This window comes from Aquamicrobium terrae, assembly GCF_052978165.1.
The window spans coordinates 1,003,084-1,023,744 of sequence record NZ_JBRKLZ010000002.1 but is presented as its reverse complement, the minus strand read 5'-3'; the positions used below and the strand labels follow the sequence as shown (position 1 = coordinate 1,023,744).

Annotated in this window: 18 protein-coding genes and 1 pseudogene; 7 read left to right on the top strand and 12 right to left on the bottom strand. The window is 63.2% G+C overall.

Translation table 11 applies throughout. The features are described from left to right. The first annotated feature begins 5 nt into the window (after positions 1-5). Complete coding sequence (locus ACVCNR_RS21980; protein WP_447076504.1) at positions 6-611, top strand: cupin domain-containing protein; 606 nt, start codon at positions 6-8, stop codon at positions 609-611. 268 nt (positions 612-879) lie between these two features. Here the strand turns inward: ACVCNR_RS21980 and ACVCNR_RS21975 are convergent, their stop codons facing one another. The 3 genes from ACVCNR_RS21975 to ACVCNR_RS21965 all read right to left on the bottom strand — a co-directional run bounded on the left by ACVCNR_RS21975 (position 880) and on the right by ACVCNR_RS21965 (position 3,757). Continuing rightward, positions 880-1,293 (bottom strand): GFA family protein, encoded by a 414-nt coding sequence (locus tag ACVCNR_RS21975; protein WP_354198424.1) that lies wholly within the window; start codon positions 1,291-1,293, stop codon positions 880-882. A gap of 69 nt (positions 1,294-1,362) precedes the next feature. After that, positions 1,363-2,121: a DUF899 family protein gene (locus tag ACVCNR_RS21970; RefSeq protein ID WP_447076503.1), complete on the bottom strand. Its 759-nt coding sequence runs from the start codon at positions 2,119-2,121 to the stop codon at positions 1,363-1,365. Positions 2,122-2,230: 109 nt separating this feature from the next. Then, a complete protein-coding gene (locus ACVCNR_RS21965) occupies positions 2,231-3,757 on the bottom strand; it encodes an MFS transporter (RefSeq protein ID WP_447076688.1) in 1,527 nt (508 codons plus the stop codon). Between the two features lie 148 nt (positions 3,758-3,905). Here ACVCNR_RS21965 and ACVCNR_RS21960 point away from each other — a divergent pair, with 148 nt between their 5' ends. Further along, positions 3,906-4,745 (top strand): SDR family NAD(P)-dependent oxidoreductase, encoded by an 840-nt coding sequence (locus ACVCNR_RS21960; RefSeq protein WP_447076502.1) that lies wholly within the window; start codon positions 3,906-3,908, stop codon positions 4,743-4,745. A gap of 245 nt (positions 4,746-4,990) precedes the next feature. On the opposite strand, the gene ACVCNR_RS21955 is transcribed toward ACVCNR_RS21960, so the two are convergent. From ACVCNR_RS21955 to argH, 8 genes are all read right to left on the bottom strand, one after another. After that, positions 4,991-5,962 (bottom strand): NAD(P)H-quinone oxidoreductase, encoded by a 972-nt coding sequence (locus ACVCNR_RS21955; RefSeq protein WP_447076501.1) that lies wholly within the window; start codon positions 5,960-5,962, stop codon positions 4,991-4,993. 14 nt (positions 5,963-5,976) lie between these two features. Next, positions 5,977-6,822 carry an ABC transporter substrate-binding protein gene (locus ACVCNR_RS21950; RefSeq protein ID WP_447076500.1) on the bottom strand — a complete coding sequence of 282 codons (846 nt, stop codon included), beginning with the start codon at positions 6,820-6,822 and terminating at the stop codon, positions 5,977-5,979. Positions 6,823-7,066: 244 nt separating this feature from the next. After that, the gene (locus ACVCNR_RS21945) at positions 7,067-7,936 is read right to left on the bottom strand and encodes a polysaccharide deacetylase family protein (protein ID WP_447076499.1); all 870 of its coding nucleotides are present in this window, start codon (positions 7,934-7,936) and stop codon (positions 7,067-7,069) included. Positions 7,937-7,947: 11 nt separating this feature from the next. Then, positions 7,948-9,354: an MmgE/PrpD family protein gene (locus tag ACVCNR_RS21940; protein ID WP_447076498.1), complete on the bottom strand. Its 1,407-nt coding sequence runs from the start codon at positions 9,352-9,354 to the stop codon at positions 7,948-7,950. A gap of 64 nt (positions 9,355-9,418) precedes the next feature. Further along, positions 9,419-10,246 (bottom strand): ABC transporter substrate-binding protein, encoded by an 828-nt coding sequence (locus ACVCNR_RS21935; RefSeq protein ID WP_447076497.1) that lies wholly within the window; start codon positions 10,244-10,246, stop codon positions 9,419-9,421. Between the two features lie 29 nt (positions 10,247-10,275). Beyond that, positions 10,276-11,046: an amino acid ABC transporter ATP-binding protein gene (locus ACVCNR_RS21930; RefSeq protein ID WP_447076496.1), complete on the bottom strand. Its 771-nt coding sequence runs from the start codon at positions 11,044-11,046 to the stop codon at positions 10,276-10,278. A gap of 13 nt (positions 11,047-11,059) precedes the next feature. After that, positions 11,060-11,926 (bottom strand): amino acid ABC transporter permease, encoded by an 867-nt coding sequence (locus ACVCNR_RS21925; protein WP_447076495.1) that lies wholly within the window; start codon positions 11,924-11,926, stop codon positions 11,060-11,062. Beyond that, a complete protein-coding gene (argH, locus tag ACVCNR_RS21920) occupies positions 11,923-13,377 on the bottom strand; it encodes an argininosuccinate lyase (protein WP_447076494.1) in 1,455 nt (484 codons plus the stop codon). The genes ACVCNR_RS21925 and argH overlap by 4 nt, the downstream gene beginning before the upstream one ends. Positions 13,378-13,463: 86 nt before the next feature. Between argH and ACVCNR_RS21915 the strand changes: the two genes are divergently transcribed. The 5 genes from ACVCNR_RS21915 (at position 13,464) to ACVCNR_RS21895 (ending at position 19,090) form a co-directional block, all read left to right on the top strand. Then, positions 13,464-14,390: a LysR substrate-binding domain-containing protein gene (locus ACVCNR_RS21915; protein WP_447076493.1), complete on the top strand. Its 927-nt coding sequence runs from the start codon at positions 13,464-13,466 to the stop codon at positions 14,388-14,390. 9 nt (positions 14,391-14,399) lie between these two features. Next, on the top strand, positions 14,400-14,924 hold the full coding sequence (locus ACVCNR_RS21910; RefSeq protein ID WP_447076492.1) for a GNAT family N-acetyltransferase: 525 nt from the start codon (positions 14,400-14,402) through the stop codon (positions 14,922-14,924). A 680-nt stretch (positions 14,925-15,604) separates the two neighbouring features. Beyond that, complete coding sequence (locus tag ACVCNR_RS21905) at positions 15,605-17,059, top strand: aldehyde dehydrogenase family protein (RefSeq protein WP_447076491.1); 1,455 nt, start codon at positions 15,605-15,607, stop codon at positions 17,057-17,059. A gap of 221 nt (positions 17,060-17,280) precedes the next feature. Next, positions 17,281-18,306 (top strand): 2-dehydropantoate 2-reductase, encoded by a 1,026-nt coding sequence (locus ACVCNR_RS21900; protein ID WP_447076490.1) that lies wholly within the window; start codon positions 17,281-17,283, stop codon positions 18,304-18,306. Positions 18,307-18,316: 10 nt separating this feature from the next. After that, positions 18,317-19,090 carry a fumarylacetoacetate hydrolase family protein gene (locus ACVCNR_RS21895; protein ID WP_447076489.1) on the top strand — a complete coding sequence of 258 codons (774 nt, stop codon included), beginning with the start codon at positions 18,317-18,319 and terminating at the stop codon, positions 19,088-19,090. 140 nt (positions 19,091-19,230) lie between these two features. Here the strand turns inward: ACVCNR_RS21895 and ACVCNR_RS21890 are convergent. Then, positions 19,231-20,649 (bottom strand): annotated as a pseudogene (locus ACVCNR_RS21890) (IS1182 family transposase). Positions 20,650-20,661 lie beyond the last annotated feature (12 nt).

Sequence of the window (20,661 nt, the reverse complement as noted above, 5' to 3'; positions counted from 1 at the left end):
TGGCCATGCCCTTACGGACGATGCGCAAGACGGAAGAGCCGAACAGCGGCGAAAGCCCGGACGAGATCGCCATCGGCCCGCAAATCCGGGAATTGCGGAAGGTGAAAGGGTTGACGCTTCAGCAGGTCGCGGATTCCGCCGGCATATCCGTCGGCTACCTCAGCCTGATCGAGCGTAACCAGACAAAGCTTCCAATCGGCGTCCTGAAGAAGATCAGCGACACGCTGGGCGTCCACATGAACTGGTTCTTTCATGTGCGCGATGTTCCTGCCCAGGAAAAGGACATCGTGGTCCGGGCGCACAACCGGCGCAGACTCACATTCACCGGAATCGGCATCGAAGAGGAGCTCCTGTCGCCCAATCTCGGCGGTCCGCTGGAAATGCTGCTGAGCACCATCGAGCCGGGCGCGGACAGCGGAGACTACAATCACGATGGCGCGGAATGCGGGCTGGTCATTTCGGGAAGGCTCGACCTGTGGGTCGCCGGGCAGTTCTTTCAACTGGAGGAAGGTGACAGCTTTTCCTTCAGGAGCACCGAGATGCACCGCTGCGCGAATTCGGGCGACAAGCCGGCAAAGGTGGTCTGGGTCATCACGCCGCCGCACTACTGATCGGAATCATCAAGTCCGGAATTACCCTTTCCATCCGGCAACATCCGCGGCTGGACCGATTAATCCTATGCTTGTGTTATCCGGTAGCGTTCGGCTGTGTTCGAAAATATCCTGCCTATTGCATCGCATATTCTCTATATACCGCATGACCGAATGGTCGCAGGGCTGAATGAGACGCCCTTCTTCACGAAGATTCGTTGCAGCCACTGGACCATTCGGACGCATCGGACTGGAGCGTGTCCGGATTTGCACCGCCACATTGACCGAGCTATCCGGGCATGCGCTCAAACTTCGGCAACGCCGGATCCATCGTGTCCCAGCCGTGAGCACGCATGCCGTAGGTGACGACCTGCGGTTCAAACTGGCCGGGATCGTCCAGACTGCCCGCATGCACGGCGATGAGGTCGGGCATTGCCGCAAACGTGAGATAGATCGGCGTTCCACATGCCGGGCAGAAGGCGTGTATTTTGTCGTCGCCGCTGTCGCCGGTGACGCGCCAGGTCTTCGCTTCACCCGTGATCTTCATCTCCGCCCGTTGCGCGAAGGTCAGGTAGGAGCCGTGACCGGTCCCGCTTCGCGTCTGGCAATCGCGGCACTGGCAATGGTTCTGGAAGATGGGATCGCTGTTCGTGGCATAGCGCACCGCGCCACACGCGCAGCCGCCGATATAGGACTTTGCCATTGTCATTCTCCTGATCGTGTCGTCCCGAACGGGACGGGTTAGGCCACTTTCGGCTTCGAAGGCTGGCCCTCATGCGTCCGTACCTCCGCCGGTCATAAGCTTGTCGGAATGCCCGGCTTCCAGGCGAGACCATTGAGAGATCGGCCGGCCATCGCGGCGAAACGGATGGTTGGTTTCCCCCCAGTGCTGCGGCCAGCCGGCGGGCGAGTCTTCAAAATCCTCTTGCCGCCCATAGACGGTCAGATCAAGCAACCGGTAAGTGTTGTCCAATGCCTCGACGCCACGCCGTGTGGTCCAATAGGTTTCAAACACATCGGACCCGCGCCGCAGATAGCAAACGATATGCATCATGCCGATACGGCGCCCGACCAGCAGCGTGTCGAGCGAGTCTTGCGCCGAATACCAGGGCATTGTCCAGCCCATGAAGTCACGGTAGCGGGCGCTTTCCGCGTAGGGACCTTGGCTGAACGTGGCGTAAGTCACATCTCGTGAATGCAGGTGCGACAGTTCTCGAAGCTGTGTGCTGAAGAACGTGCATCCTTCGCACTGTTGCGGCGCCGGTTTGCCGGGAAACCACATGAAATAATATGCTATGAGCATCCGGCGTCCCTCAAAAGCGTCGAGCAGCGTCGTAGATCCATGTTCGCCAACAAGCGGAGTTGCACCATCGATCGCGACCATCGGCAGCCGCCGGCGATCAGCCGCGATGGCATCGCTTAGGCGGGTGTGAGCTTTCTCTCGAATGCGCAATGCCTCGAGTCGCGTCTCGAACACGGCGCGATCAACGATCTCCGGGGCCGCGATTTGATCTCCTTTAATGTGGTTCATTCCTTCCTCCATCATCGTTTGTGAATTTAATGCCGCGACAGGTCGCCGTGTCAGCGGTGGCTCGCAACTCCTGTCAACCGTTATCCGGCCCGGGGACGGCCACGGCATCTCAGGCCTCCTCGCGGGAGGGTCCAGACCGCGCCCTGCCTAGGAACGCCGCCGCGAGCGCTGCGGTTGCGAGAAGTCCCAGGACGGAGATGCCGGCGGTCAGTTGCATGCCGGCCGTAAAGGCGTCCTGCGCGGCTACAACGAGCGCTTCGGCTTCCTCTGGCGAGAGCGTTTCAGCCGCAGCTACCGCTCCGCCGATCGTGGCCTGCGCCGTCTCGGATGAGGCAGCCGCCGGTTCGCTCGCCATTGCGCTTCTGTAGACCGCCATTGCGATGCTGCCGACAACCGCGATCCCGAGCGTTCCGCCAAGCTCGTTGCTTGTTTCGCTGAGCGCGGCCGCGGAGCCGGCGCGCTCTGGAGGAGCCGCGCCCACCACTATGTCGGTTGTCAATGTGATCACCGGCGTCAACCCGAGCGAGAAAATCACCGAGCCGATAACAGCAGTGGCGAGCGAGCCGGCCGGGTCCACCTGCGTCAGGACCGCAAACCCTGTCGCAGCGATCAGCACGCGTTCCGCCCGTAGCCTTGCCGCGATCGCCGGCACAAGAAGCGATCCCGCGATGAAGGCAACGCCTGAGGGCAAGGTCCAGAGCCCGGCTTTGAACGGCGACAGGCCGACCACGAGTTGCAGATACTGCGGGACAAAGTAGAAAACACTGAACATGAAGAAGAAGCCCGCCAGGTTCACGGCCAGCGCGACGCCGAATGCCGGGCTACTGAAGAGCGCAAGGTCCACAAACGGATCGGAAAGCCGGCGCTGGCGCCGCAGGAAGACCACTCCGAGAGCCAGTCCCGCAACGATAGCCGCCGCGGCGATCGCATCCGGCCCGTGCTCGGCTACGCGCTTCAAACCCCAAACTACCGAAAGCACGGCGACAAGCGACTGGCAGGCGCTGACCACGTCGAGCCGCCCGGCGTTCGGGTCGCGATACTCCGGCAGAAGCAGCGGGCCGAGGACGAGCAAGACGATCATGATGGGTACATTGACCAGGAATACCGAACCCCACCAGAAGTACTCCAGCAGCAGCCCGCCCACGACCGGCCCGATCGCCGCCCCGGCGGAGAAGCTTGCAATCCACACGCCGATCGCGATGCGCCGCTCGCCGTCGTCCTCAAACATGTTGCGTATGAGCGAGAGCGTGGAGGGCGCCAGGGTCGCTGCAGCAAGGCCCAGGACTGCCCTGGCCGCGATGAGCTGAACGGGGTTCGTCGCAAATGCCGCCGCTGCCGAGGCCAGGCCGAAGAATGCAGCACCGATCAGGAGCAGCCGCCGGCGTCCGATGCGGTCGCCGAGCGTGCCCATTGTCATGAGCGCGCCGGCGACCATGAAGCCGTAAATATCAACGATCCACAGCAACTCTGCGGCGCTCGGGCCGAGGGCGGTTGTCAGGTGCGGAACCGCGAGGTTAAGCACGGTCATGTCCATCGATACCAGGATGCAAGGGAGCGCGATGACGCCCAGGCCTATCCAGGATCGGGCCGGCGCTTTGCCAGACTTCGTGAGTCCAGTAGGTGATTTCGGTCGCATCGCGCTTTTCTTCCGGTTTGCCACGCCTACATTCACCGGCTGGGCATCGTTCACCGTTCCGGTAGCAGTCCGTATGAACGTAGGGTTGGATACCGAATGATGAGAGTTACAAATCTGACGGGATTTCGAGAACTCGCGTCAGGCTCCGTTGTGGTGCAACAGAACGACGGTCAGCGCGATTGCCGAGGCGGTTCTGGCTAAGGGCGACAGCGCCGTCATCACTGCACGCCGGCTGGACCCGCTGCAGGAGATCGCGGAAAGCCATGGCGGTCGTGCTCTGGCGCTGCAGCTGGACGTGACCGATGGCAAGGCCCGTAAGGACGCGCTAGCCAAGGCGACCGAGAAATTCGGCCGCATCGACGTGCTGGCCAACATCGCGGGGGCTGGCGCTTATGGAGCACTGGAGGAGTTCACGTCTGAACAAATCCGGGCGAACATGGAGCTGAACTTCTTCGTCGTAGCGGAACTCTCGCGTGAAGTTCTGCCGCAGATGCGCGCGCAAAAATCCGGTCATATCCTCAACTTGACCAGCATTGCGGTTCTTGTAGCTTTCCCGGGAAATGGCCTCTACAACGCGTCGAAATTCGCGCTGGAAGGCTTCATCGAAGCTCTGCATCATGAGGTTAAGCCGTTCGGGATCCGTGTGACGGTGATCGAGCCGGGCGCATTCCGCACCGGCTTTGCGGGGGTGGCCGCCATGCGTGCGTCGGGCCAAATCGCTGATTACGCGGCGCTCGACGCAGGTGTGGATGAATATTTTGCTGCTCAGGACAGTCAGCAGATGGGCGATCCGGCCAAAGCCATGCAGGTGGTCGTCGACATGGTGGAAAGTGACAGCGCGCCGGTGCGCCTCATGCTGGGCGAAGACGCCTATCAACTGTGGGAAAGTGCGGTCGCCTCCCGCAACCGCGACCTCTCCCAGTGGCGCACACGCGGCGAAGAAACGTCTATCCCCGGTGCCGCGAAGAACCCTGTCGAGGCGCTCTGATCGATCGGGCCGGTTCCGGGGACGCTGGGGCACGGCCTGACCACTCGCCACCAGATGGCATGGCGAGCCGTCCATTTGCGCTATGAGTGCCTTAGAACCTGTGCCAGTCCGCTTCCCATCTGTGGACGCCCCGTAAGACGCAAAGTCGGATGCAGAATCGATCGAAGGTCCTCGAACCCGGAGTGGACTACTCGCGAAAGACACTATGAACGCAGGAGACTACCGAGAACCCGGGTCGGTTAGCGTTACAAGGTTAGCAGGATTTTGCCGATATGATCCCCGCTCTCCATGTACTCATGTGCCGATCGCGCTTCTTGAAGCGGAAACTTTTGGTCGATCACGGGTTTGATGCGGCCGCTGGCAAGGAGGGGCCAGAGATCGCGGCGCACGCCGGCGACAATGCGCGCCTTTTCGGCGAGGGGACGGTCCCGTAGCGAGGTGGTGAACAGCGAAGCACGAAGACCCATCATCTGTCCAAGGTTGATCTCGGCCGTCCGCCCGCCTTGCAGGCCGATCATGGCGATGCGCCCGTCATGAGCCAGTGCCGAGACGTTACGGGACAGGTAGGGTGCGCCCATGTTGTCCAAAATGACATCGACGCCCTTGCCGTTCGTTTCTTCCAGGACCACCGTCACGAAGTCTTCCTCGCGATAGGAAATTGCGCGGGCGGCACCCAAGGCGCGGCAGCGCGCCAATTTCTCTTCCCCGCCGGCGGTCGCGAAGACGCGGCAGCCGAGGGCGTGCGCCGTCTGGATGGCGAAGGAGCCGATGCCGCCGGCGCCGCCGTGGACGAGCACCGTCTCGGCGGGCTGAAGACGGGCGATATCGAGAAGATTGGACCAGACGGTACAGGCGGCCTCCGGAAGTCCCGCCGCGATTACCGGGTCGACCGGAATGGGCAGGACCTGTGCGGCAGGTACGACCACCCGCTCCGCATAGGCCCCGCCGGCGACCAGGGCGCAGACCCGGTCTCCGACCTGCCAGGCCTCGACCCCGTCGCCCAGCTCGGCGATCGTTCCGGAACATTCTATACCGAGGATCAAGGGCAGGGGAATGCCGAGACTATAGGTTCCGCGGCGCTGAAGCAGGTCGGAATAGTTGAGGGCGGCGGCCGTGACCGCGATAAGGACCTCTCCCGGCCCGGCGCGAGGTGTTTCCACCTCGCGCCATTCCAGGGCGTCCGGGCCGCCTGTGCGCGGCAGCAGGATCGCATGCATCGATGGTTCTCCGCTTATTCGCCTGCGTCGATCTTGGTGGACGCCATCGCCCATTTTTCAAGGCCATGTTTTTTGAGGATCTCGGTATAGGAGCCGTCCGCGATCAGCGCGTCGATCGCCTTGGCGACGGCATCCCGGGTTGCCGTGTCGTCTTTCTTGAAGGCGAGCCCGAAGAGACTGGTCAGCAGCGGCTCGCCGACAAGCGCGTAGGTGTCGGGCTCGTCACGCATGAGATGGACGACGAATTCCGGACCGAGAACGCCGGCGTCGAGGCGGCCTTGCTTGAGGTCGAGGCGCGTTGCGGTGGCGCCATTCGTGCCGTTGACGGTTATAGCCGGCTTGCCAGCGGCGACGCAGTTCTTTTCGCTCCACTTCTTCGCCTCGGGGAAGTAGCTGGTGAAGCTCGGCGCGCCGACGCGCTTGCCGCAAAGATCGAGGTTCGTCTTCAGGGTTTCGGCGTTGGCCTTGAGTGTGAAGGGCTGCGCGCCGGTGACGAGATAGTCGACGAACGTCATCTTCTCGCGGCGCTTGGGAAGATCGCTGATGGCGGCGCCGATCATGTCGATGCGGCCGGTTTCCACCGACGTCATAAGCTGCTCGAAACCCATCTCCTCCCACTGTACCTCGACGTCCAGTTTCTTGCCGATGGCGGTCACCAGGTCGATGTTCAGGCCGACGCGTTCATTCGTCTTCGTGTCGCGATAGGCCATGGGCGGATAGCTGGACTCGATGCCGACGACGAGATGGCCCTTGGCCTTCAGTGCCTCGGGAACTGCGATATCCTCGGCGCCGGCTACGGCAGGAAGAGCGATCGCCGTCGCGAGGGTCAAGGCTTTCAGAAATGCGTGTCGCTTCGACATGTTTGTTCCTCTCATATGATTGGATGCGGTGAGGCATGGCGGCAATTCCCTCTTCCCCGCCAGGCTAGCCATTTGTTTTTATTACGGTTCCAAGGGTGGCAGAGTTCCAGCGGCGATCAAACGCAAATATCGGCTAAGGGTATGAGGAGAACGACTAGCGCGAGGTTGCGCAAACGCAGCGGCCCGCAGGAAGCGCTAAGCTTCGATGCAGGTCGATCTGTCGGCAGGGATAGCCGGATGGCTGCTAGGCCGCTTCGGTTCCGGCTTCGTAATGTGCGAGGATTTCCGCGCCGGTAGCGATCCAGACGTCGTCGCGCGCGGCGATTTCGGCAAGGAAGTCTCTCAGGAGGCGCCAGCGCATCGGTCTGCCGGAAACCTGCGGGTGCAGGACGAGCGTGGTCACGCCGCCCCATTCGTGGGTTCCGGCGAATTCCTCGCGCCAGATGGGCAGGATGGCGTCCCTACCGAAGAGAGGGCGGCCGTCCAGCCGGCTGGTGATGCCGAAATTCCAGTCGTCGAAGGCGTAGTTGACCGGGATTTCGACTGGACCGGGCCGGCCATCCGCGAGGCGATGGCGATAGGGGCGGATATCGTCGCGGAAGGAAGAGGAGTAGCGCAAGCCGCGCTCGGTGAGATAGGCCAGCAGTTCCGGGAAATTCTCGCCGGAGGGCGCGCGGTAGCCGACGGGGGTGACGCCCAGCCGGGATTGCAATGCTTCCAGCCCGCGATCGATCTCCTCCTTCGCCTCCTCCAGCTTGTTGCGATCAGGGCATTTGTGCAGGTAGCCGTGATGGGCGATCTCGTGCCCCGCCGCCACGATTGGCTCGCAGGCGGCCGTGTGGGCCTCGGCGGTCCAGCCGGGGATGAAGAAGGTGGCCTTGAGGCCTAGTTCCTCCAGCAGTTCGAGGATCTTCGCGATTCCCACCCGGGCGTCGTAGCCGCCGAGCGAGGTCGTGACCATGCGGTCGACATTGGCGTGGTTGTTGCCGATCCAGGCAGTCTCGGCGTCGACGTCGAAACCGATGAAAAGGGCGCTCTTCTTGCCGTGCGGCCAGTCGATGACGGGGGCGGGCGGGGCGGGGTTGAGCGGGCGCGCACTGAGATCATAGGTCATGAAATTCCTCCTCAAAGAAAGACCGGCGCTTCGGGTTCGTCCGAGACCAGCAATTCGGGCAGATCCCGGCAGTCCGCCCGCCCTTCCAGCGTACTGATGAATTCGGCGAGACCGGCGACGCGCGCCGCCGGCAGCGCCATCGATGCAAGGCTGTCGAATTTGGCCCGAACGGCGGCGTCACTCATCGGCCGCTCGCTGGAGCCCGTAGCGCGGGGCACCGTGGCGGTTCGGCTGTTGTTGTCGGCGAATGTCACCGTCACCTCGGGCTCGGCCATCTGTGACATCTGCGGATCAGGATGAAAATGGATGCGGCCGAGAAAAGCGGCGATGCGCGGATCGCTGCGGGCGGCGGCGGAATATTGTTCGAGATCGACGCGGCCGAAGATCAGGAGCGCCGTCAGCGCATAGCCGAGGCTCATCTGTGCGCCCGCCAGCGTGTCCAGCCGCGCCCGGCCGCACATGTCCATCAGGAAGGGGCTGAGGCGGAGGTCGATCGACGCGATGTCAACGGCGGTGCGGCCGGTCTCGGTGAGGATGTCGGAGACCGCGTCGATGGCGGAGTGGGCGCCGCGGCAGGCGGCATAGGGTTTGAGCGACGCCCGCTCGATCTTCCAGTTGGTGCCGAGGCCGGCGGAGAATTCTTCCGGCCGGCCGGCATCGCGCACAAACGTGCGGAAGAAGCCGCCCCAGACGTCCTCGAAGACCTGCGAGGGGCCGCAAAAGCCGGCGGCGGCGAGATCGGCGGCAAGCAGCCCGCCTTCGGCGGCCCGGCCGGCATGCACCTTCTTCGCCTGGCTGCCGTCGTGGTTGAAGGCCCAGAGGCCGGAGGAAAAGCTGGTGGCCAGTGTTATGGCGTGGCGAAACAGTGTGGTGTCATAACCGCGCAACCGGGAGACAGCCGCCGCGGCGGCAAGCGTGCCGCAGGTGCCGGTGGAGTGCCAGCCCGCGCCGTTATGCGCGCCATAGCCGCCCGAGGCGTCCAGCACGCGGCGGCCCACCTCGTAGCCCGCTGTCAGCGCGCAGAGCAGATCGGCGCCGGAGACTGGGGCGTCGCACGACGGAAGGGCCGCCAGCAGCGCGGGCAGGACGACGGCGCCCGTATGATCGCAGCCGCCGGAATCGTCGAGTTCGAAGACGTGGGCAGCAACCCCGTTGACAAGGGCTGCGTCGCGCGGACCGGTTCGTTGCGGCGAGGCAAGAAGCGGCGTTGCTGCGCCCGGTGCGGCGAGCGCCCGCACTCTGCGGAATTCGGTGGAGCGGGTGCCGGCGAGCGCGGCACCGAGCGTATCCAGAAGATGGAGCTTAGTGCGGGCGCTGATCCGGTCGGGCAGGTCGGCAGGAGCAAGTCGGGTGCAGAAATCGGCAAGTGCCTCGACATGCGGCAGCGCTTGCAGGCCGCTTCGGGCAGCATCGGGCATAATGATATCCTCGTTCGGTGAGGCGAGGAGGACGGCCCGGCAGAAGCGCCGGGCCGTCCTCCGGTCATTTCACGGCTTCGCCGTTGATCATCACGCCGTCGAGCGTGCTGTCGGCCAGCTCGTACTTTTCGAAGATGGCCTTGTATTCGCCCGACTCCATGATGGCCTTCAGCGCGCCGGCAACGGCGTCGCGCAGCTCCGGCGTCTGCTTGGAGAAGCCGATGCCCTGATAGACCTCGGTGAAGGGCTCGCCGACGATGGCGTAGGTGTCCTTTTCCAGCGTCAGCAGGTAGGGCAGGGTTTCCGAGCCCTGCACCGCGCCGTCGAGGCGGCCCTGCTTGAGTTGCGTGCGGGCGTCGGCCGAACCTTCCGTGCCGACGATGTTCAGCGCCGGCTTGCCGTTCGCCTCGCAATTTGCCGCGCTCCACTTGGCGGCCTCGTCCGGGAAGGAGGTGCGGCGGCTCATGCCCACCGTCTTGCCGCAGAAATCGGTGAGCTGCTTGAACTCGTCCTTGCGCTTGGCGGAGGTATAGAACTGCGCGCCGGAACGCATGTAGTCGACGAAGTCCATGGTTTCGCGCCGCGCCGGCAGGTCGCTCATGCCGCTCAGCACGAGGTCGACGCGGCCGGTGTTGAGCGAGGACACCATCTGCTCGAAGCCGATCTCGGACCATTCGATTTCCGTGCCGAGATGCTTGGCGAGCGCCTTGCCGAGCTCGATATCGACCCCCACCAGTTCGTTCGTCGCCGGGTCGCGATATTCCATCGGCGGGTAGTTCGGCGTGTTGGCGACGACCAGCTTGCCGGCGGACTTGTACTTTTCAGGCAGATCCTGTGCCTGAGCGGTCAGGGCGAAGAGGCAGGCCGAAGCGGCCAGAATTGCTTTTTTCATCTGAGTTCCCATCCTGTCGGTTTTTGCGGTTATCGTTGCACGGCCTTGAGGAAGTCGACGGTGCGGGGATTGTCGGGTTGGGTCAGGACCCGCGCCGAGGGGCCGTGCTCGATCAGACGCCCGCCGTCCATGAAGGCGACGGTGTTGCTGACATTGCGGGCAAAGCCCATTTCGTGAGTGACGACGATCATCGTCATGCCGGAGGCGGCGAGATCGTTCATCACGTCGAGCACCTCCGCCACCAGTTCGGGGTCGAGCGCGGAGGTCGGCTCGTCGAACAGGATCAGCGAGGGCCGCATACCGAGCGCCCGGGCGATGGCGACGCGCTGCTGCTGGCCGCCCGAAAGCTCGGCCGGATAGCTGTTGGCCTTGTCGGCGAGGCCCACCCGGTTCAGCAGTTCCAGAGCGTGTTCGCGCGCGGTCTTCGGGTTCTCGCCCAGCACCTGCACAGGCCCTTCGATCACGTTTTCCAGCGCGGTCTTGTGCGGAAACAGGTTGAAGCGCTGGAAGACCATGCCGATGCCGCGCCGCTGGCGGGCGATTTCGGCATCGCTCAGCTCATAGAGCTTGTTGCCGTCGCGCCGGTAGCCGATCAGCTCGCCATTCGCCCAGATCGCCCCGGAATCGATACGCTCCAGAAGGTTGATGCAGCGCAGGAACGTGCTTTTTCCCGAACCCGAGGGGCCGATGATGCAACTCACCTCGCCCTTGCGGACTTCGAGGCTTACTTCCTGCAGTGCCTGAAACGTGCCGAAGCTTTTGCAGACGTCGACGGCTTTCACCAGGATCTCGTTGGTCATGTCGCGTCCTCCGTCAGATCGTCGTGCGGCCGCGGGTGCCGCGAGCGTAGTAGCGCTCGATACGGGACTGGACCAGGGAGAGCACAGTGACGATGGCGAGATACCAGAAGCTCGCGACCATCAGGAGTTCCAGCACGCGGGTATTGGCGTAGTAAATCACCTGCGCATTGTGCAGGATCTCCGAATACTGGATCACCGAGGCGAGCGAGGTGAGCTTGACCATGCTGATCACCTCGTTGCCGACCGGTGGGACCATGACGCGCATGGCTTGCGGCAACACGATGCGGCGCAGCGTCTGCATGCCCGTCATGCCGATCGTGCGGGCGGCTTCATACTGGCCGACGTCGACGGAAAGCAGGCCGCTTCGCACGACTTCCGAGGTGTAAGCGCCCTGCTGTATGCCGAGACCGAGCATGGCGGCGACGAAGGGCGTCATCACCTCGACGGTGCTGAATTCGAAGAGGCCCGGAATGCCCATGGTCGGGAAGATCAGCGCGAGGTTGAACCACAGCAGCAATTGCAGCAGCGCCGGCGCGCCGCGGAAGATCCAGACATAGACCAGTGCAATATATTCAAGCACCGGATTGCCGGAAATGCGCATGATGGCGATGAGCACGCCGAGCGCGATGCCGAGCAACATCGCCGCCACCGTCATCAGCAGCGTATTCCATATGCCCTGCATGATGGCCGGAGCGAAAAGGAACTGGCCGACGACCGGCCATTCGATCTGGCCGACGACGAAGGCGCGGATGAGGAGCGCCACCATGAGGACCACGATGGCAGCGAAGATCATTCGTCCCACATGCTTGCGTGGGACGATTTCGAGATGGGCGATGTCGTGGGCATCGCGGCTGGATTGGGGAAGGGTGGTGTCGGTCATGCCGCCGCTCCCGCAAGGGGGATGAGGGCGATGCCCGAAAGGTCCTGCTCGGCCCAGGCGCGCTGCACTTTGCAGATGTCGGTGAATGCCGCGATCTGCTCGCGGACGCGGACGGGAGCGGTGCCGCCCTGGCCGAACCGTTCGGCGAGTGCTCGGGCAGGGTCGATCACCCCAAGCACCTCGGCGGTCAGCGCCGCGTCGATCTTCGGCAGATCGGCCTCGGTTAGTCCATCCAGTTCCATGCCGCGTTCCTCGCAATAGCGCACGGTCGCGCCGGAGATTTCGTGGGCGTGCGAGAAGGGAACGCCCTGCCGCACCAGCCAGTCCGCCACCTCGGTCGCCAGCGTGAAGCCGCGCGGTGCGTCTGCCGTCATGCGCTCGGTGTCGAAGGTCATCGTCGCGACCATGCCGGCGAAGGCGGGCAGGATCAGATCGAGGAGGTCGATGGTTTCGAAGAGGGCGCGCTTGTCCTCGGCAAGATCGCGGTTATAGGCAAGCGGCATGGCTTTCAGCGTGGCGAGCATGCCGACGAGATTGCCGATAATCGTGCCCGACATGCCGCGCGTCAGCTCGGCGATATCGGGGTTCTTCTTCTGCGGCATGATCGAAGAGCCGGTCGAATAGGAATCGTGCAGCTTCACCCAGGCGAACTGGCGCGTGGCCCAGATGCAGATTTCTTCCGACAGGCGCGAGAGGTTGACGCCCAGCATGGCCGTAACGAACAGGAATTCCGAGACCACGTCGCGGCTTGCGACGGCGTCGATGGAATTCTCGCAGGGCCGTCTGTAGCCAAGGTCGCGCGAAGAACTTTCCGTATCGCGGGCGAAAGCGGATCCAGCCAGCGCGGCCGCGCCAAGCGGCGAACGATCGAAGCGGCGGTCCCAGTCGATGAAGCGCTCGATATCGCGGCTGAGCGACTGCGCATGGGCCATCAGGTGATGGCCGAGCGACACCGGTTGGGCGGGTTGCAGGTGGGTGAAGCCCGGCATCACCGTCTCGACATGTGACGTTGCCTGTGCGGCCAATGCGTCCTGCACGGTGAGGATCAGCTTCGCAAGTCGCCGCGCGGTGCGGCGAAGATAGAGACGGGTATTGTTCGCGGTCTGGTCGTTGCGCGAGCGGCCGGCGCGCAGCTTGCCGCCAAGCGGCCCGAGGCGCTCCACCAGCAGGCGTTCGTGGAAAGTATGAAGGTCCTCGTCCGAGGCTTTCGGCTTCTCGCGGCCGGCGGCCACATCGGCCGCGATCATGTCGAGCGTTTGCAACATCCGCGCCAGCTCGTCCGCCGTCAGCACCTCGGCGCGAGCCAGTTCTCGCGCATGGGCGCGAGACCCTGCGATGTCTTCGGGGGACAGGCGGAAGAAGCTCGGATTGCTTCGCGAAAGGGCAGCGAGTTCCGGGGAAGGGCCGCTGGAAAAACGTGCTCCCCAAAGCGACGTCGCTTGTTCTGTCATGTCGGTCTCCCTGTCGGTGAATGTGTTCCCGAATGCAGGGTGCCTTCTAGGGACCGCTTGCACAAACGCGAAAAAGCGCTAACGTTATGACGAAATCGACTAGCCCCCTACCGGAGAATGCCTTGGTTCATACCTCCGTGCCGCTGCCTTCCATGACGGCCCTTCGCGTGATGTTGGCGATTGCGGAACGGGGCTCGACGACGGCGGCGGCGGAAAGCATCAACCTGTCGCAAAGCGCAGTCAGCAAGCAGTTGCTGACCCTCGAAAACCTTCTCGGCGCCCAGATATTCACGCGAAAGCCGTCTGGCATGGTGCCGACGGCACTCGGCCGCATCTACCTGGAACAGGCGCAGGTGGCGATCAAGGCGATGGAGGAGGCCGCCTTCCGCGCGGCGAGCTTGCAGCCGGATTCCCATACGCTCCGGCTGAAGGTGCTGCCGATCCTTGGTGATCGCTGGCTGCTGCCGCGCTTCTCCGACTTCAATCAGAAACACCCGGATATCGACGTCCAGTACACGACGTTCGCCACCGACAATCCAGCGGCCCAGCCGGACGCCATCTTTCGCTTCGGGCGCGGGCCGTTCGCGAATGAGGAATCGATCTACCTGTTCGGCGAAGATGTCCGGCTTGTTTGCGCTCCCGCCTATCTCGCGCGGCTCGGCCCTTGCGAAACCCTCGACGATGCGGCGCGAGGAGTCATCATCGAGCATCCGGGTACGCCGCTGCGGTGGGTCGACCTCGTGGAGGATCACGGGAAACCGGAGCTCGAGCCACAGGGTGTCATGCGCTTCGACTATTACACGCTCGTGCTGCGCGCCGCGATTTCGGGGCAGGGCATGGCCCTCGTTCCGCCTCAACTCGTGGAGGAGGAATTGCGGACCGGCAACCTCGTCAATCCCGGCGGTATTGGCTACGTCTCCAAGGTCGCCTATTGGTTCACCACCCCGGCGGACCGCAAGCCTTCGCCGGCACTCAAGGCGTTCCAGCTCTGGCTGATGAAACAGGTGGAATAGGCGAGGCCGATGGAAAATGTGACGATACGGCATGCTACTCCAGCCGATGCGGATGCAATCGCGGATTTCCATGTCCAGATATGGCGGCAAACCTATCGGAACCTTGCTCCAGCGGAGGTTTACGCTGTCCTCGACGAAGCCCGTCGCCGCGGCACCTGGCGCGAAAAGCTTATGGCGAAGGATACGGACCAGATCGTGCTTGTTGCCGAACTGGAGGGAAGGCCGGTCGCCATCGGTGCTGCCGGCGCGCCCTCGGCCGCGATCTTCGGCAGCCACGGCGAGATCAATAACCTTTATGTCGGCCCGGATGTGAAGCGCCAGGGGCTCGGTCGCACACTGCTTTCAAGGCTCGCCTTGCATCTGCGTGAAAGAGGGTTCCCTGGGGTTGGCGTGGGCGTGGTCGAGGGCAACGAGCCTGCGATCGCTTTCTACGAGGCGCTCGGCGGCAGGCGGGCTGGGGAATATACGGATCCCGGCCCGATCTGGCGCTCGCGAAACATCGTTTTCGTATGGGCTGACAGCTCGGTGCTCTGAACGTCGCCGGCAGCTAACAGTTCGGATTTCTGCAAAGCCTATCACTGCTTGGCTGTGTCTCTGATCTAGTTGCACGTGCGCGGTCTCTTCACGCTGCTGCCTCAGGCATGAGGGCACCCCCGGGGTCAATGGCTGCCGCTACCACTTGGATGACGTTGACCCTATTTTGAGCGAGCATCGTCAACGGAGCGGGCCAGGCATCGGCAAGTCTTTAAGCCGCACAAAGTCGATGGCGGTGATTTCCTAATCCATCGGCCCTTGTGCATCGTCGGGTCGATGCTGGCGATAAAAGAACGGGCAGCTATCAGCGTCAGACTACGCATGGCTTAACCTTTCATGTCCTGAAGCCATGACCCCCATGCCTGTAGCAGGTTCCTGCTCACCGCACGTCCCCTAGGAATTCTGAAGGCATCCGGCCTCAGAATGTTGGGCAGAAAACAGCAAGAGCTAACGGAAAGGATCGGCGGTGGGCACCGATCGCCTCCCAAGCGTTCTCATCGGAACCCAGCAAGGCGATCAATTCCGCGATCCGTGAACCTGCCTGGCTGGGTTGTATTCACGGTGCGAAGAAAGCTGTTCCCATAGGGAAGGCGATGGGGTAAACTGGAATACATTATGCCAGAAAAGTAAAATGACATCGTCCCAACCCTTCCGATCAATCACCCATATGGAGGACAGACATGCTCAACCGCGTTGTCGAGGAGGTGCACAAGCTCATCATCGATGGGCGCCGCGTGGAGTCCGTTTCCGGACGCCACTTCGAGACGCTTAATCCCGCCACCGGCCAGCCATTCGCGCGCGTCAGCGCAGCTGGGGTCGAGGATGTCGAGATCGCGGTGAGGGCGGCGCGCGTGGCGCTTTCGGGGCCGTGGGGCAGCATGAAGCCATCCGAGCGGGGTGCGCTGCTGCTGCGGCTCGCCGACCTGATCCGCCGCGACCAGGATGAGCTGGCGGAGATTGAAAGCATGGATGCCGGCAAGCCTGTATCGGCCATCCGCCGGCAGGATCTGCCGGCTGTGCTCGACACGGTGACCTACTATGCCGGCATGGCTGACAAGATCAACGGCCAGGTCATCCCGACCCGGCCGGATGCCTTGACCTATACGGTGCGTGAGCCGGTCGGCGTTGTGGCGGCCATCGTGCCATGGAACTTCCCGATGATGATCGGCATGTGGAAAGTCGCTCCGGCGCTGGCCTGCGGCTGCACGCTGGTGGTCAAGCCAGCAGAAATCACCTCGCTGTCAATGCTCAAGATCGGCGAGCTCGCCATGGAGGCCGGCTTTCCTGAAGGCGTGTTCAACGTCACCACCGGTTCCGGGCGCACCATCGGCCAGGCGCTGATCGACCACCCCGATGTCGACAAGGTGACCTTCACCGGCTCACCCGGCGTGGGCCGGACCATCCTTCATGCCGCCGCCGGCAATTTCAAGCGGGTGACGCTGGAGCTCGGCGGCAAGTCCGCCAATATCATCTTCTCCGATGCCGATCTCGACGCTGCCGTGCGGGCCGCCGCCTCGGGCATCTTCTTCAATGCCGGGCAGGTCTGCTCGGCCGGATCGCGCATCCTTGCCCATGAGGCGGTCTATGACGAGGTGGTCGAGCGGCTGGCGGCGCGGGCGAACTCGCTGCGCATGGGCGATCCGCTCGAGACGTCGACTTCGCTCGGGCCGGTGGTTTCCGAAGCGCAGATGCACTCGGTGCTCGACTATATCGAGGTCGGCCGGAGGGAAGGGGCGCATGTCGTCACCGGCGGCAAGCGGGCCGGCGAAGAAGGCTACTACATCCAGCCTACGGTATTTTCCGGCGTGCGCCACGACATGCGCATCTCGCAGGAAGAGATCTTCGGTCCGGTGGCCGCCGTCATCCCCTTCAGGGACGAGGACGACGCCATCCGCATGGCCAATGGCACGCTTTACGATCTTGCAGCCGGCATCTGGACCGCCGACATCGCCCGCGCCCATCGCTTCACGAAGCGGCTGCGCGCCGGGACGGTGTGGGTCAACACATTCGGGCCAACGGATGTGCGCCTGCCCTGGGGCGGATCGCGCGATTCCGGCTTTGGCCGCGAGCATGGCGAAGCGGCCATCGACAACTACACCGAGCCCAAAGCGGTCTGGATCAATATCGGCCACTGAACCGCTGTGCCGGAGCAGATCTGGCTGCCCTTGAAGCAGCGCTGCTGGGGAGAGGGAGGTTTGCGGGCGGCGAGACAACTGCTCGCAGCCGGAGTGATTGACAAGTTACGCTAAATTGGCATTATGTATACCAACAATAAATCTTGAGGAGCCGGGTGCCGCCGGGCTCCGGCGATGGAGGAAACCGACCGCAAGCGGAAGGGATAGTCTGGGAGGGACTGATGAAAATCTGCATTTACGGGGCCGGCGCCATCGGCGGCTACATGGCCGTCATGCTCAAGCGTGGCGGGGCTGAGGTGTCGCTGGTGGCACGTGGGCCGCATTTAAAGGCGATCCAGGAGAAAGGCCTCAAGCTGGTGATGAACGGCGAGGAGATCGTCGAGCACATGCCGGCCACCAACGATGCTCGTGAACTGGGCGAGCAGGATTATGTCATCGTGGCGCTGAAGGCGCATCAGGCGTGGGAATCCGCACCGGCCATGGTGCCCCTGCTGGGGCGCGCCACCGCCGTGGTGACCGCCCAGAACGGTGTTCCCTGGTGGTACTTCCACGGGCTGGATGCCTCGCTCTGCGGCTATCGCCTGCGCAGTGTCGATCCGCAGGATCGCCAGTGGAACACGATTGGTCCGGAGCGGGTCATCGGCGCCACCGTCTATCCTGCCACGGAGATCATCGAACCCGGCGTGATCAATCATATCTATGGCAACCAGTTCGGCCTCGGCGAACCGGACCGCAGCGAGAGCGAACGGTTGAGACGATTGGCGGCTGCGCTGGAGGCCGGCGGCCTGTGCACCCGTTTCTATGACGATATCCGCAACGACATCTGGATCAAGCTCTGGGGCAATCTCTGTTTCAACCCGATCTCGGCGCTGACCGGGGCAACGCTCGACGTCATCGCCACCGAGCCTGGAACCCGTGCCTTGGCGCGCAACATGATGTTTGAGGCGCAGGCCATCGCGGAGAAATTCGGCGCGAACTTCCGCGTCGATGTGGAGCGGCGTATAGACGGGGCGGCCGGGGTCGGCGCGCACCGCACATCCATGCTGCAGGATGTCGACAAGGGTCGCCCCATCGAACTCGACGCGCTGCTGACCTCGGTGCAGGAGATGGGCCGGATGGCCGATGTCGACACGCCCTTCATCGACAGCGTGCTGGCGCTGACCCAGCAAATGGCGCGCGTGCGTGGCCTCTACCCGACATTCCCCGAAACCACCGGCGCGGCTGCTGAAACCGCCGGCGCGGCCTGAGGGAGCGATGATGCAGCACTGGGTTCGTTTCCGCCACGCTGGCGAGGAGGGTTTCGGCCTTCTCGAGGGCAATGCGATCGCCGTCCATAGCGGCTCCATCTATAACTCGCCACGGCCGAGTGGCGTACACCTGCAGCGCGACGCGGTGGAACTGCTGCCGCCCTCGCAGCCGAGCAAGGTGATCGCCCTCTGGAACAATTTCCACGCGCTGGCAGCCAAGCTCGGGGTGGCCGAGCCGGCCGAACCGCTCTACCTGCTCAAGGCCCCGTCGAGCATCACCCGGCCGGGTGCGACGGTGAACCGCCCGCCTTCCTATACGGAGCGGGTCGTCTATGAGGGTGAGCTCGGCATCATCATCGGCAAGTCTCTGTCGAACGGCTCCGAGACGGAGGCGCGGGCGGCGATCTTTGGCTATACCTGCGTTAACGATTTCACGGCCGGCGACATCATTGCTCGCGACAAGACTTTCGCTCAGTGGGCGCGGGCCAAGAGCTTTGACGGCTTCTGCCCCTTCGGACCTTCCGTCGTCACGGGTATCGACCCCTCAGGCCTGACCGTACGCACGATGCTCAATGGGGCCGAGCGCCAGAACTATCGGGTGGACGATATGATATTCTCGCCCGTGCATCTGGTCGCCGCCCTGTCGCGCGACATGACGCTGCTGCCCGGAGACCTGATCTGCTGCGGCACCTCGCTCGGCGTCGGCGCGATCAAGGAACCGATCAATACGGTCGAGGTGGTGATCGAGGGCATCGGCACGCTGTCCAACAGCTTCGTACAATAGTGCCGCTGCTTTTCCATAGAGACCGTAATACCGGACGGCCGCCCCGTGGGGCGGCTGTTCTGCAATGTGCATTGCGGGCCAGGCTGTGCAAAAACTCGAATGTCAGATGGCGGCAGATTGGCAGATCGTACCGGCGCCGATCAGCCTCGTGCCATCAGCGTTTGTAACCCGAAGGAGTTCGAGGCTCGGATCAGGTTGAATGGCGAGAACCGAAAGCGCCGCTTCCGCCTTCACTCGCTGCAATCTTCGTGTCAGGAAGCGCCCGCCGCCGGTCATTCTTTTGATCGTTCCAAAGCGATGCTCGACGGTGCAGCGACGAACCGTCATCAGATTGGGATTCTCGTGGATTCGCCATTCCATCCAGTGGAGCGCGCCCTGGTCCGCAAGCCGGTGAATCGTGCGCTGGTATCCCGGCGTGCATTGCCCCTTGATCAGACAGGTCTGACAGGCCGGCGTTCGGTATCGAACGGCGCGGTTACGGGTGTGCTTGCCCTTCGGGTACATGACGGCGCCGGCCGAACAGCGTATGGTGTCCATCTCTTCATCATGAACGAACTGCACGGGCCGGAAGTATTCGGCACTCATGGCGCCCCGTTTGATCGGGCGGCGACGCGAACGCCATCCTGTTCGCAACGTGCAACTTCCTGCGCGTTCGAGTATCCCCCATCGGCCAGAACGTCCAGTTCATCGACCTCGGGGACCTGTTTCGTGGCGATGGCCATCGGATGGAGCAACTGGCTGTCGTTGGCCTCGTTGGCAACGTCGTGATGAACAATCAGGCCGCTTTCGACATCACGACACTCTGCATATTGTATGCGGGGAACTTCGGTGCACGGCCATAACCCATCGGTCTTGCGTCTGGTTCTCCGAAGACGACGACATCCGTGTTGCGATTGCCAAGCTCGGATTGCCGCTGCTTCAGTCTCGCCTTCCGGCGTTCCAGCGAACCGATAGCCTGGGCAAAGGCATCACGATGACCGGTCTGATCCGCAATCACTTGGGCCGTGTGCTCATCGGCGATGTCGAGACGGTCGAGATAGTAGGCGATTTCCGCTTCGGTATGCGCGATGTCGAGGGCAAGGCGTTCGGCCCCGGCAATGTTCTTGGCGCTGGCCACCGCTCGCATCTTGGTACCATCCAGCGCGGCCTTGCCGCCCGCGATCAGCCCGGCTTCGCGACAGAAACGGATGAAGGCGGCACCTGCGCCGACAATGGCGTCCGGGTTGTCATGCCGGAATGCGGCGATCGTACGGTAGTCGGGCGACATGCATCAGCCAGATCGCCTCCAGATCACGCTCGCAGGCACGTTCCAATTGTCGGGAGGAGCGAAGCTGGTTCAGATAGCCCCACACATAGAGGCGCAGCATGTCGCCAGGATGGAAGCCCGGGCGTCCCGTCGCCGCCGAGACGGTGCGACCGAAGCCGAGTGCCGCAAGATCGAGAGTCTCGACGAATGCGTCAACGACCCGGACGAGCGCCTCGGGAGCAACATAGTCGTCAACGCAGGGAGGAAGCAGACTGGGTTGATGGCGGTCGTGACCATCGATGAAGCGAGTCATCAAACTTCCTCC